Origin of the sequence: Paludibacterium flexuosum (assembly GCF_037076605.1) — a bacterium.
Taxonomy (GTDB): domain Bacteria; phylum Pseudomonadota; class Gammaproteobacteria; order Burkholderiales; family Chromobacteriaceae; genus Paludibacterium.
The window spans coordinates 2559718-2572727 of sequence record NZ_AP029060.1 but is presented as its reverse complement, the minus strand read 5'-3'; the positions used below and the strand labels follow the sequence as shown (position 1 = coordinate 2572727).

At 63.2% G+C, this 13010-nt stretch carries 11 protein-coding genes; 1 reads left to right on the top strand and 10 read right to left on the bottom strand.

The genetic code is table 11. The features are described 5' to 3' along the window. Positions 1-383 precede the first annotated feature (383 nt). Positions 384-827: an Lrp/AsnC family transcriptional regulator gene (locus AACH39_RS12190; RefSeq protein WP_215779261.1), complete on the top strand. Its 444-nt coding sequence runs from the start codon at positions 384-386 to the stop codon at positions 825-827. 70 nt (positions 828-897) lie between these two features. Here AACH39_RS12190 and nagE read toward each other — a convergent pair whose 3' ends face one another. The 10 genes from nagE to purD all read right to left on the bottom strand — a co-directional run bounded on the left by nagE (position 898) and on the right by purD (position 13002). Then, positions 898-2550 (bottom strand): N-acetylglucosamine-specific PTS transporter subunit IIBC, encoded by a 1653-nt coding sequence (gene nagE / locus AACH39_RS12185; RefSeq protein WP_252346118.1) that lies wholly within the window; start codon positions 2548-2550, stop codon positions 898-900. A 28-nt stretch (positions 2551-2578) separates the two neighbouring features. After that, a complete protein-coding gene (ptsP, locus tag AACH39_RS12180; protein WP_215779264.1) occupies positions 2579-5089 on the bottom strand; it encodes a phosphoenolpyruvate--protein phosphotransferase in 2511 nt (836 codons plus the stop codon). Positions 5090-5120: 31 nt separating this feature from the next. Then, positions 5121-6143: an SIS domain-containing protein gene (locus tag AACH39_RS12175; RefSeq protein ID WP_252346119.1), complete on the bottom strand. Its 1023-nt coding sequence runs from the start codon at positions 6141-6143 to the stop codon at positions 5121-5123. Beyond that, complete coding sequence (gene nagA, locus AACH39_RS12170) at positions 6124-7233, bottom strand: N-acetylglucosamine-6-phosphate deacetylase (RefSeq protein WP_215779266.1); 1110 nt, start codon at positions 7231-7233, stop codon at positions 6124-6126. Before nagA ends, AACH39_RS12175 begins: the two co-directional genes overlap by 20 nt. Further along, positions 7230-7964: a GntR family transcriptional regulator gene (locus AACH39_RS12165; protein ID WP_215779269.1), complete on the bottom strand. Its 735-nt coding sequence runs from the start codon at positions 7962-7964 to the stop codon at positions 7230-7232. The genes nagA and AACH39_RS12165 overlap by 4 nt, the downstream gene beginning before the upstream one ends. A 308-nt stretch (positions 7965-8272) precedes the next feature. After that, on the bottom strand, positions 8273-9133 hold the full coding sequence (yedA, locus tag AACH39_RS12160) for a drug/metabolite exporter YedA (RefSeq protein ID WP_215779270.1): 861 nt from the start codon (positions 9131-9133) through the stop codon (positions 8273-8275). Between the two features lie 103 nt (positions 9134-9236). Beyond that, the gene (gene tolQ / locus AACH39_RS12155) at positions 9237-9905 is read right to left on the bottom strand and encodes a protein TolQ (protein ID WP_252346120.1); all 669 of its coding nucleotides are present in this window, start codon (positions 9903-9905) and stop codon (positions 9237-9239) included. A 153-nt stretch (positions 9906-10058) separates the two neighbouring features. Next, complete coding sequence (locus AACH39_RS12150; protein WP_338620127.1) at positions 10059-10790, bottom strand: transporter substrate-binding domain-containing protein; 732 nt, start codon at positions 10788-10790, stop codon at positions 10059-10061. 18 nt (positions 10791-10808) lie between these two features. Continuing rightward, positions 10809-11462, bottom strand: coding sequence for a transporter substrate-binding domain-containing protein (locus tag AACH39_RS12145; RefSeq protein WP_215779277.1), 654 nt, complete (start codon positions 11460-11462; stop codon positions 10809-10811). Between the two features lie 262 nt (positions 11463-11724). Then, entirely contained in the window at positions 11725-13002 is a 1278-nt protein-coding gene (gene purD, locus AACH39_RS12140; RefSeq protein WP_215779280.1) for a phosphoribosylamine--glycine ligase, read from the bottom strand. Positions 13003-13010: the final 8 nt, after the last annotated feature.

Below are 13010 nucleotides of genomic sequence, written 5' to 3'. Positions count from 1 at the left end.
GCAGAAATATGACAAGTATTCGGGTTTTCGGTGCCTATTGCTAGTTATTTGTCATTGAGACCGAATACGCCACGTCTGGCAGCAAAAAAAGGCAAAAAAAACGAGCCTGTCAAGGAAACAGGCTCGGATAAAGGGTCGCCGTCAACATTACAAGACAATGACTTGTGACCAGGGACAAAGAGATCACCAGGACAGTTGCGGGAAAAAAGTCATAACGGGACAGGACAGTTTTCTGCAACAGATCCGGTAGCGGAGCAAAGCACCGCTGAAGGCCCGTATTCTACGGCTGCCCCGGTGAGAGATTAATGGGGTTCCCCTGATAATAATGGGGCAATTATTTCGAATGCTCGTTTATAATCAGGTTTTACCTTCGATTCGAAGCCATGGACAAGTTTGACAAGAAAATCCTCACTGCGCTGCACGAAAACGCACGCATCAGCTACGCCGAACTGGCGCGGCGGGTCAACCTGTCCGCGCCCGCCGTGGCGGATCGGGTGGAAAAACTCGAGCATGCCGGCGTGATCACCGGCTATCACGCGCGCATCAATCCAGCCAAGATCGGCTATCCGATCCAGTGCCTGATCGAACTGACGGTGAAGCATCAGGACTACTACATCGTGATGGAACAGCTGGCGACGCTGCCGGAAATCCTCGAATGCTTTTCGGTCACCGGTACCAGCGGGCTGCTGCTCAAGGTGGCGGTACGTTCCATGCCGGACCTGCAGGCCCTGATCGCGCGGCTGATGCAGTACGGCGATACCAAGACCTCGATCGTGATTGATGTGCCGGTGCCGCTGCGCATGCCGGATGTGGTGGAGACCGAGTAACAGCAAAAAAACCGGGCACCCTGAGGTGCCCGGTTGCGGGGGAGTGGATCAGAGGTCGTCCCTTATCTGATCATTTGTGACCCAGCGCGGCCAGTGCCTGCTCGGCATCTCCGGCCAGGACCACGTGCAGCAAGGTACTGGAGAACGGCACCACTTCTACCGCGCCCAATCCCTTCAGTGCCGTCTCATCGATGCGACCGCTGTCCGCCACTTCGATGCGCAGGCGGGTACCGGCCACCTGCTCGACATTGAAAACGTTGCTTTCGCCGCCCAATGCTGCCGTCCAGCGGGCGCGATCAAAATTTGGCGTACTCGCAGCCGCTGCCGGAGCACTGGCCGACTGACGCAGCACCTGACGAATTTCATCGGCAATCAGGTCGGCTTCCGGCCCGATGACCACCTGCACACTGCCCGGTGCCGGGCGAATCAGACCACGCGAGCCCAGCGCCTTGAGGGCGGCCTCATCCAGCGCCTGACCATCGGCGACTTCCAGACGCAGACGGGTGGTGCAGGCATCGACCGACTTCAGGTTGGCGGCGCCGCCCAGCGCGGCAATATAGCCACGTGCACGGTCGCTGCCGCTGGTTTGTGCCACCGGGACAACCGGGGCATCTTCTTCACGCCCCATGGTCATCAGGTTGAATTTGCGGATGGCAAAGGTGAACACCACGTAGTAGACCACGAAGTACACCGCACCCACCGGCAGCATCAGCAGCGGGTTCTCACCCTTGCCGCTGGACAGCAGGTAGTCGAACAGACCGGCCGAGAAGGTGAAGCCGAGACGGATGTGCAGCAGGTGGGTAATCACCAGCGACAGACCGGTCAGGACGGCATGTACGGCATACAGGGCCGGCGCCAGGAACATGAAACCGAATTCCACCGGCTCGGTAACGCCGGTCAGGAAGGAGGTCAGGGCCATCGACAGCAGCAGACCGGCCACGGCCTTTTTGTTCTCGGTCTTGGCGCAACGGTACATGGCCAGGCAGGCAGCCGGCAGACCGAACATCATCACCGGGAAGAAACCGGTCATGAAGGCGCCGGCGGTCGGGTCACCGGCAAAGAAGCGGTTCAGGTCGCCGGTGGCGATCTTGCCGGCGGCGGCCGGGAAGCTGCCGAAGACAAACCACACCAGCGAGTTGAGGATGTGATGCAGCCCGGTGACGATCAGCAGACGGTTCAGCACGCCATAGACGAACAGGCCGATGCTGCCGGCGTTGATCAGCCAGTGGCCGATGGCATCAATCCCGCCCTGGATCGGCGGCCAGATGACGCTGAATACCAGACCGAGCACCACGCTGGTCAGACCGGTGACGATCGGCACGAAGCGCTTGCCGCCGAAGAAGGCCAGGTAAGGCGGCAGCTTGATGTCCTTGTAGCGGTTGTACAGGCCACCGGCAATCAGACCCATGATGATGCCCGAGAGCACGCCCATATTGATCTTGTCATCCAGCGCCTTGAGGACGGCGGTGATGATCAGATAGCCGACCACCCCAGCCAGACCGGCGGTCCCGTTGTTTTCCTTGGCAAACCCGACTGCCACGCCAATGGCGAAGATCAGCGCGAGGTTGTCAAAGATGGCCCCCCCGGCAGATGCCAGCCAGGCAATGTTCAACAAGTCCGGCTGACCGAGACGCAGGAGCAAACCCGCGACCGGCAGCACGGCAATCGGCAGCATGAGGGCACGCCCCAGCTGCTGAATGCCAGCGAATTTATTCATCGACATCACACTCTCTCCTGTGTTGAGAAGCCGCCTACACTTGCGGCCAGATTTCGCGCGCACGCGCGCGGACTTGCGCTGCCGAGGTGAGTTGCAGCAGGGGCTGCACTTCACGCCGGCACATCTCCAGATCCAGGGCACGTACCCTGGCCTTGAGTTCAGGTACCAGCCCCGGGCTGACCGACAGTTCGGTCACGCCGAGGCCCAGCAATACCGGGGCGGCCTCCAGATCGGAAGCCATGGCACCGCACACGCCGACCCAGCGGCCATGTCTGGCGGCGCCGGCGGTGGTCTGGGCGATCAGGCGCAACAGCGCCGGATGCATGTGGTCGAGACCGGCAGCCAGATCTGGATTGCAGCGATCACGCGCCAGGGTGTATTGCGTCAGGTCGTTGGTGCCGATGGACAGGAAATCGGCATGTTCGGCCAGCTGGTCGGCCAGCATGGCGGCCGAGGGGACTTCGATCATCACCCCGAGTTGCGGCAACTCGCTCACCCCCAGCTCGGCAGCCAGTTCCGCCAGCCGGATCTTGACGCGCAGCAGATCATCGACATCGGCCACCATGGGCAGCAGGATGCGCAACTTGCTGGCCGGCCGGGTGGCCAGCAGGGCCGCCAGCTGGTCGTCGAGCAGCGCCGGACGGGCAAAGCCGCTGCGGATGCCGCGCAGTCCCAGCGCCGGATTGTCTTCATGTGGCAGGGTCAGATACGGCACTTCCTTGTCGCCGCCGACGTCGATGGTGCGCATGATGGCGCTGCGACCCTGTAATGCATCCAGCACCGCCTGATAGGCCGCATGCTGTTCTTCGCGGGTCGGTGCCGCCTCGCGCTCGATGAACAGAAATTCGCTGCGCAGCAGGCCGACGCTGTCGGCACCGCAGCGCACGGCTTCGCGGGCATCGCGTTCATTGGCAATATTCGCCGCCACCTCGACCGGGTGACCGTCACGGGTTTGTGCCGGCTGCGACGCTGCCTCACGGACCTTGGCCAGCATGGCGCGCCGCTCATCGATCTGGGCGCGGGCAGCCTGCAGGCTGGCGCTGTCCGGCTTCGGGTCGAGCACGCAGGCCGTGGCATCCAGCAGCACTTCGCGGCCATTTGCAATTTCCAGCACGGCCGGACCCGCGGCCACCATGGCCGGGACACCGCGCGCGCGCACCAGAATGGCCACATGCGAGGTGGCACCACCGCGAGCCAGGACGACGCCGGCCAGGGCATCGGCCGGCAGGGTGGCCAGATCAGAGGGCGTCAGGTCATCGGCGATCAGGATGGACTGCGGCGGCACGCTGGGCTTGTCGGCGGTTTCACCGCTGAGGGCCAGCAGAACGCGGCGCTCCAGATCTTTCAGATCATTGGCACGTTCAGCCAGCAGGGGGTTGTTCATGGCGGACAGCATCTGGCGCTGAGCCCGAGCGGCGTCGCGGAACGCCACGCCGGCACTCTGGCCCTGCCCCACGCTGCGTTCGGCGGCACCGATCAGCTCCGGGTCGTCCAGCAAGGCCAGGTGGGCATCGAAGATGGCCTGCAGGGCCTTGTCGCCGCGCTTCAGGGCAGCATGCATCTGCGCCATGATTTCGCTGCGCACGGTGGCCAGCGCCCTGGCCAGGGCGCGGTATTCGTCGGCCAGCAGGCCGGGCTGTTCTTCGACCCATGGCTCGGCAGCGGCAAACTGCACCACCGGACCAATGGCCAGGCCCGGGGCCGCCAGCACGCCGCCGATCTTGCCATCGGCCAGCATGGCCGGGGCGGCGGCGGAAGCCGGGGCGGCCTCTGCCTGGGCACTGGGGCTGTGCGCCTGCAATGCCTCAATCACCGCGGCCAGGGCCTCGGCTGCCTGTTCGCCGCTGGCGAGCACCTGTACCTGATCGCCCTTGCCGATGCCCAGGCCCATCAGGGCCACCACGCTGCGGGCATTGGCCTCCTGGCCATTGAAGCGCAGGCTGACACGCGCATTGAATGCCTTGGCCGCGGCCTGGATCATGGCTGCCGGACGGGCATGGATGCCATCACCATGACCGACCAGCGCCTGGCCTTGCAGGGTCTGGTCGTCACGCGCGACGGTCGGCTCGGCGGCGGCCATGCCCAGCGGCACGATACGCATGAACATCGACTGCCCGGCACTGAGCTCGCCGTCGGCACGCGCGGCTGGCTCGAAGGCATCGCTGTTGGCAATCACCACCACCGTCACCAGCGACGGGGCTTTGCCGCGGATGAAGTCGAAGTCGGCTTCGATCAGCGGCTGGCCACAGCGGATGCTGTCACCCTGCGCCACCAGCGGCTTGAACCCCTGGCCTTGCAGACTGACGGTGTCGATGCCGATATGCATCAGGATCTCGGCGCCGTTACTTGCCCTCAGGGTCAGGGCATGACCGGTGCGCGCGATCTGCGACACCACGCCGTCACAGGGTGCCAGCAGGGTGCTGCTGGCCGGGTCGATGGCCAGGCCGTCGCCCATCATGCGGCCGGCAAAGACCGGGTCCGGCACCTGGTCGAGGGAGAGCGCCTTGCCGGAGAGCGGCGCCTTGAGTTCGAGCGCTTGGATCATGATGTTTTCCTGTCTTGACTGCACGCGACCGTCAGACGGTACGCGTCACTTTCGAAAGATGGCGCGGCTGGTCGGGGTTCAAGCCGCGAGCCTCCGACAACCGGGCTGCCATCAGGTAAAAGCTCTGGATCGCCAGCAGCGGGTCCAGGACCTCGTCATCGGCGGTGGCCAGCGTCAGCTGTCGTTCTGCCACGTCTTGCGGCGCGGCCAGCAATACATTGGCACCACGCTCACGCATTTCGCCAGCCAGGGCGATCAGACCGGCCTGCTCCGGGCTGCGCGGCGCATAGACCAGCAGCGGGTAGCCTTCGTCGATCAGTGCCATCGGGCCATGCTTGATTTCGGCACTGCTGAAGGCTTCTGCCTGCAGGGCGCAGGTTTCCTTGAACTTCAGCGCCGACTCCAGTGCCACGGCAAACCCGAGGCCGCGCCCCACCACCATAATGCGGTCGGCGGGCGCCAGCACGTCGATGGCGGCGGACCAGTCCTGACGGCAGGCATCGCCAAGTCGTTCCGGCAGGGTTTCCAGGGCCGCCAGCAGATTGACATCTCCCTGCCAGTGCCCCACCAGACGCGCCACAGCCGACAGCGAGGTGATGTAGCTCTTGGTGGCGGCGACGCTTTTTTCCGGGCCGGCGCACAGGGGAACGACCCATTCGCAGCAGTCGGCCAGCGGTGACTCATGCTGGTTGACCAGGGCGACGGTGATGGCCCCGGCTCGCCCGAGCGCGCTCATGGTTTCCACCAGGTCCGGACTCTGGCCGGATTGCGACAAGCCGACGGCCAGCGCGCCTTTGACGTGCAGCGGGGCATGGTGCAGCGTGACCAGCGACATCGGCAGCGAGACCACCGGCACCCCCTGGCGCTGCATGGCCAGGTAGGCAAAGTAGTTGGCGGCATGGTCAGAACTGCCGCGCGCCACGGTCAGCGCCAGTTGCGGCGGCTGCTGCACCAGCAGGCGGCCGAGCATGGCCAGGCGTTCGTCGGCATACATGTGCTGCGCAGCAACCGCTTCGGCGGCGCTCTGCGCTTCTTCAAGCATCAGCGAGGACAAGGGACTCTCCTTCAACATAAACCCGGGTCAGATTGAGATCGGCATCCAATACATTCAGGTCGGCCCAGCAATCACGGGCCAGGCGTCCGCGGTCACTCACGCCGAGGTAATCGGCGGGGTTACGCGACAGACGGTGCGAGGCATCCGCCAGTTCCAGACCGATGGACACCAGATTGCGCAGCGCCTGATCCATGGTCAGCGTGCTGCCGGCCAGGGTGCCGTCGGCCAGGCGAACACCGCCCAGGCACTTGGTCACGGTATGCGAACCGAGACGGTACTGGCCGTCGGGCATGCCGGCGGCAGCCGTGGAATCGGTCACGCAGAACAGGTGCGGGATGGCACGGATGGCTGCATGCATGGCCCCTGGATGGATGTGCAGCAGGTCGGGAATCAGCTCGGCGTATTCGGCATGAGCCAGCGCGGCGCCGACCATGCCGGGTTCGCGGTGATGCAGGCCGGTCATGGCGTTGAACAGATGGGTAAAGCCACTGGCACCATGCGCCAGCGCAGCCACGCCGTCTTCATAGCTGCCCAGGGTGTGGCCAAGCTGAACGCGCACGCCGCGCGCCTTGAGGGCAGCGATGATGTCCAGGTGCCCGGGGATTTCCGGGGCGATGGTGACCAGACGAATCGGGGCAATCTGGTTGAAGGCGTCGAACTGGGTCAGGGCGGCATGACAGGTATTGTCAGGCTGGGCGCCCAGCTTGCCGCGGTTGATATACGGGCCTTCGAGGTGCACGCCGAGCACGCGGGCGGCGCCGCTCGGGCGGGTGTGACAGGCAGCGGCCAGCGCTTCGAGCGCGTGGCGGATATCGGCCTCCGGCGCGGTCATGGTGGTAGCCAGCAGCGAGGTGGTGCCATGGCGGGCATGCAGCCGAGCCAGCGTGGTCACGGCATCGCCGCCCTGCATGGTGTCGGCACCACCGCCGCCATGGACGTGGGTATCGATGAAGCCGGGCAGGATGGTCGGGGCATCGGCAGCGACCGGACCGGCTTCGATATGACGGATTTTTTCATCAAAGGTCAGGGTGCCGGACACCCAGCCTTCCGGGGTCAGGATGCGACCACTGAGTTGTTGCAGCTTGCTCATCGCTTCAGCTCCGCGACAAAGTCGTAGTAATCATTGCGGCAGTAGGTATCGGTCAGCTCGATGGCGTTGTTGGCGGCGTCATAGCCGATACGCGACATCATCAGCATGGCTTCTCCGACAGGAATGCCGGCCAGGGCGGCCAGCTCCGGGGTGGCATTGATGGCCCGCACGTGTTGCAGGGCGCGCACCACCGAGTGGCCGTGGCTGTCGAGATAGGCATAGAGTGAGCTTTCGACTTGCAGCGGATCCGGCAGGCAGCTGGCAGGCAGGGTACTGATTTCGATCGCCATCACCACGCCGTCGGCCAGGCGTTTGCGCTTGAGTCGGCTGACTTCGGCATTGGGTGACAACCCGAGCTTGATGATCTCTTCCGAAGACGGCGTGGTTCTGACCCGCATCAGCCATTGTGATTCCGGCTTGAAACCCTTGGCCTTGAGGACTTCGGTAAAGCCGTTCAGGCGCGACAGGGGTTGTTCCAGCTTGGGTGTGATGAAGGTACCGGAACCGTGGCGGCGACTGATCAGACCCTGGTCCAGCAGGATATCCAGCGCCTTGCGCGCGGTGACACGGGAAATGGCAAGTGCCTCGCACAGGGTCCGCTCCGAGGGCAGGGCCTCGTCGGCCTGCCACCAGCCGGCATTGATGGCCTCGGCCAGCTTGCGAGCCAGTTGCAGATACAGCGGGGTGTTGTCCGATTCGTCCAACTGCAGGGCCGTCCAGCGACTATCCATTTCCGCGTTCCGTCTGTTTGGTGTCACCGAAAATTAATACCACTTAAATACCACGTCAATACCAATTTTTTAAAACATTGCGCCAGAACAACTTGCTGCATGGCAGCAAAAGCCTTCATATTAAACAGTTGATGCTGAATGAGTGGCAGATAGACAAGCAAAAAGTGGTATTAGAGTCGTACGCAAACGTTTGCGTCAGCACAGACCGCGCGATGCAGATCGCAAACGCCAGGCAGAGGGGACAAGGACAAAAAAACCAACAGGCCGACCCGGCATGGGTCGGCCTGTTGGTTGCAGGGGACAGGTGGTTAACGCCGCCAGGCCAGCATGACCACGGCCGAGACGATCACCGCCATGCCGGCAACCTCCATGCCACCGACCTGCTCATTCAGCAGGCCCATGCCGAGCAGCACGGCGATCACCGGGTTGACGTAGGCATAGCTGGTGGCCAGCGACGGCCGCACATGGGCCAACAGATAGATATAGGCGCTGTAGGCGATGATCGAGCCGAAGACGGCCAGATAGAGCATGGCCAGCCAGCCGGCCAGCGGCGGCATGGTTTGCAGATGCTCGCCGGTGAGCGCACTGGCCAGCAGCAGTTGCAGGCCGGCGCACAGCATCATCATGGCACTGGCCATCATGCCCTTGGGCTGGGTCACCCGCTTGTTGAGCGCCGATCCGAGCGCCCAGCCGATACAGGCCAGGATCAGCAACACGGCCCCAAAGGGACTGGCGGCCAGGTTGGCTCCAAAGTTGAGCAGCACGATGCCGCAGAAACCCAGCAGCAGAGCCAGCCATTCGCGCAGCTGGGTCGGCTGTCCCAGCAGGCGGGCAAACAGGGTGGTAAACAGTGGTACGGTGGCCACCATCAGTGCCGCCACACCGGAGGAGACGCGGGTTTCGGCCATGGTCACCAGGCCATTGCCGATCGCCGGCATCAGAAACCCCAACAGCGCTGCACCGGCCAGCTCTCGCCGGTTCGGGTTGGGGGCGCCGCGCCAGCGCAGCCAACCGTACATCAGCAGTCCTGCCAGCAAAAAGCGTACGCCGGCCATCATGAAGGGGGGCCAGGATTGAACGCCGACGCGAATGGCGAAATAGGTCGAGCCCCAGATGATATACAGCGCCAGCAGGGACAGCAGGACGGGCAGACGGTTGGAGGAAGTCATCAGATCAGCCAGAAGGGTTGGCTGATCATTCTATTGGTTGATAATCATTCAGGACAAGGAGATTCTTGCCGGGGTGCCCGGGTCCGGGCACCCCGATGGGCTGTCAGCGCGTAGCCTGACGCTGCAGGATGTTGGAAAACTCTTCCATATAGGCATCGAAGCGGGTGGCCAGACGATCGACATCGGTGGCGAAGCGGTTGTAGGCCACCACGGCAGGAATGGCTGCAAACAGACCGATGGCCGTGGCTACCAGGGCTTCGGCAATCCCCGGGGCGACGGTCGCCAGAGTGGCCTGGCCGGTGTTACCCAGACCGATGAAGGCGTGCATGATGCCCCAGACGGTGCCGAACAGGCCGACGTAGGGGCTGACCGAACCGACGGTGGCCAGGAAGGAATTGTGCCGATCCAGGGTATCGAGTTCACGCTGAGCGGCGGCACGCATGGCGCGGCGCGAGCCATCCATGATGTCGGACAGTTCGGTGCCGCTGCGGCCGCGCAGCTTGAGGAACTCGGCAAACCCAGCCTGGAAGATGCGCTCCATGCCGCTGCGGTGCTGACGGCGCGAGGCGTCTTCGAACAGTCGGCTCAGATCGGTGCCGCTCCAGAACTGGCGCTCGAATTCGTCGCTGTCGCGACGTGCGCTCTTCAGCACAAAGGTTTTATTGAAAATCAGTGTCCAGGACAGAATGGAGGTCAGGACCAGGCCAGCCATCACCAGCTGGACCACCAGACTGGCATTCAGGATCAGGGAGATAAACGAAATCGGTTGCACAGGGTTTCCTTGACGAGGTTGCCGCGTGCGCGAAGGCACGGTACAGCCTGGCATCATTTCATGAAGAATGTGTATTGACCAGTATTATGCCACCCAAGTTCCATGGCCGAGCAGATGGATTGTAACGCGATGTGTCGCCCCCGACATCGCGACTCAGGGGGCCAGATAAGCATGGGCGATGCGGCTCATGCTGCCGTCCTGCTGCATGCCCTGCAGCACGCTGTTGAGCTGGAAGATGAGCTGGTTGTCGACATGCGGGTTGCAGGCCAGATACATGAAGGCGGTATTGAACACCAGCACCGGTCTGAGCTGTGGCAGTTTTTCTTTTTTGGTCAGGTAGTTGCCGAGGTACTTGCCGGTCGCCCAGAAGTCGATGCGCCCGGCCATCAGTTTGCGGGCGTTGAGGTCATCGGTCGGCGTGAGTTCAACGTTGAAGCCGCGGGCAATCAGGTATTGCGCCACGGCATCGCCGTTGTAGCCGCCTATCTTGTAGCGCCGCACGCTTTCCAGATCCAGGCCGACTTTCGGGCTGGACGGGCCGGCATACAGCACCCAGGGGTTCTCCAGCAGAGGACCGACCCATTTGAACTGGTGTTCGCGGTTGTCGGTGCGGGTGGTGGAGTACACGCAGGTATTGTTCTCCAGAATGGTGGTGTTGAAGGCGCGGATCCAGGGTTGCAGCTGAATGGTGTACGGCCGTTTGGCGCGCTGGAACAGCTCGCGCACGATGTCGGTGGACAGTCCGCCGACCTGGCCGTTGGGCAGGGCCATATTGAACGGGGGGTAGTCCTCGGTCAGCAGACGCAGCCCGCCGGCGCGGGCTGCGCCCACGGCCAGCGCAGGCAGCATCAGGCAGAACAGACAGCGCAGCAGCACGGGCTTCATCGCGTCTCCCCCTCCGGGTCACTCATTCAAATAGCGCTTGTGCAGCTGATCGTAAAAACCGTCATGCTGCATGGTGGTCAGGATGTCGTTCAAACGGTGAATGGTGGTATCCGGCACATTCTGGTTGCAGGCCAGATAGAGGAACACATTGTTGAAGCTCAGCAGCAGCTTGATCTGCCCGAGCTTCTGCTGGTTGATCAGGTAGGTGCCGCGCGGCTTGCTGGTGGCCCAGAAGTCGATGCGGCCGGCCACCAGCTTGCGCAGGTTGAGGTCGTCGGTCGGGGTCAGTTCGACATTGAAGCCCAGCCCGATCAGGTACTGTGATTCGGCATCGCCGCTATACCCGCCAATCGTAAAGCGCCGCGCATCCTCGAGGGCAAAGATGCCCTTCGGGCTGGCCGGGCCGCCATACAATGCCCAGGTGTTTTCCACCAGCGGGCCGACCCATTTGAACTGGTGTTCCCGGTTGTCGGTGCGGGTGGTGGAGTAGACGCAGGTATTGTTTTCCAGGATGGCGGTGTTGAAGGCGCGGATCCAGGGTTCAAGTTCGATCTGATAGGGAATTTTGGCGCGTTTGAACAGTTCGCGTACCACCTCGGTCGACATGCCGCCGACCTGGCCACCGCTGGTCATCATATTGAACGGTGGATATTGCTCAGTCAGCAGATGCATGGTCGGCGTCTGTGCCCAGCTCAACGATGCGGTCGTCAAACCGAGACAGCAGGCCCATTTCCGCAGCAGGGTGCCCATGTTTGCCCGCCTTATTCTGGTGGATCTTGGGTTTAATATAGTCAAGCACCTGAGGTGCATGAAGGAATTGGGCACGACGGCGCGCGCCGGGGTCAACGCGGCAGTCCGCCCGGCGCTATTTTAAGGGCGCAAAACAAAGCCGACGCTGACTTGCGTCAGGTCGGCTGTCGGCGCGCCAGGCGACTTAATGGCGCCGGTGCAGGGCGCGGGCACCGATATCACGCCGCAGCTGGGCGCCGGAGAAGTGAATCTGATCGACCAGGGCATAGGCGCGCGACTGCGCCATACGCACACTGTCGCCCAGCCCGACCACGCACAGCACGCGCCCGCCATGGGTCAGCACCCTGCCCTGCTCGTCCAGGGTGCTGCCGGCATGGAACACGATGCCGTCTTCGCTCTCGGCAGGCAGGCCGTCGATCAGGTCGCCCTTGCGCGGCGCATCCGGGTAGCCGGCGGCCGCCATCACCACCCCCAGGGCCACACGGCGATCCCATTCGGCCTCGACCTTGTCCAGGGTACCGCGCACGCCATGTTCCAGCAGGATGGTCAGGTCGGTCTTGAGGCGCGCCATGATCGGCTGGGTTTCCGGATCGCCCAGCCGGCAGTTGAATTCGATGGTGTAGGGGTTGCCCTTGGCGTCGATCATCAGACCGGCATAGAGAAAGCCGGTATAGGGATGACCTTCGGCCTTCATGCCGCGTACGGTCGGCATGATGATTTCACGCATCACGCGGGCATGAACCTCGGGGGTCACCACCGGTGCCGGGCTATAGGCGCCCATGCCGCCGGTGTTGGGGCCCTGATCGTTGTCGAGCAGTCGCTTGTGGTCCTGACTGGTGGCCAGCGGCAGCACATGCTCGCCATCCACCATGACAATGAAGCTGGCCTCTTCGCCCTGCAGGAAGTCTTCGATCACCACACGGGCACCGGCATCCCCCATGCGATTGTCCAGCAGCATCATGTCGATGGCCTGATGGGCTTCGTCGAGGGTCATGGCGACCACCACGCCCTTGCCGGCAGCCAGACCGTCGGCCTTGATGACGATGGGCGCGCCGCGTCCGTCGACATAGGCACGGGCGGCAGCGGCATCGGTAAAGGTCTGATACGCCGCCGTCGGAATGCGGTGGCGCTGCATGAAAGCTTTGGCAAAGTCCTTGGAGCTTTCCAGCTGGGCAGCAAAGCGTGTCGGGCCGAAAATCTTCAGCCCGGCATCGCGGAAGGCGTCGACCACGCCGGCGGCCAGCGGGGCTTCGGGACCGACCACGGTCAGTTCGACTTTCTCGCTTTTGGCAAAGGCGACCAATTCGTCGATGCCGGTGATCGGGACATTGGTCAGATCCGGATTGAGGGCCGTGCCGGCATTGCCCGGCGCGACGAAGACCTTGGAGACGCGCCGCGACTTGGCAATGCGCCACGCCATGGCGTGCTCACGACCACCGTTACCGATAACCATCACTTTCATGCTGTGTT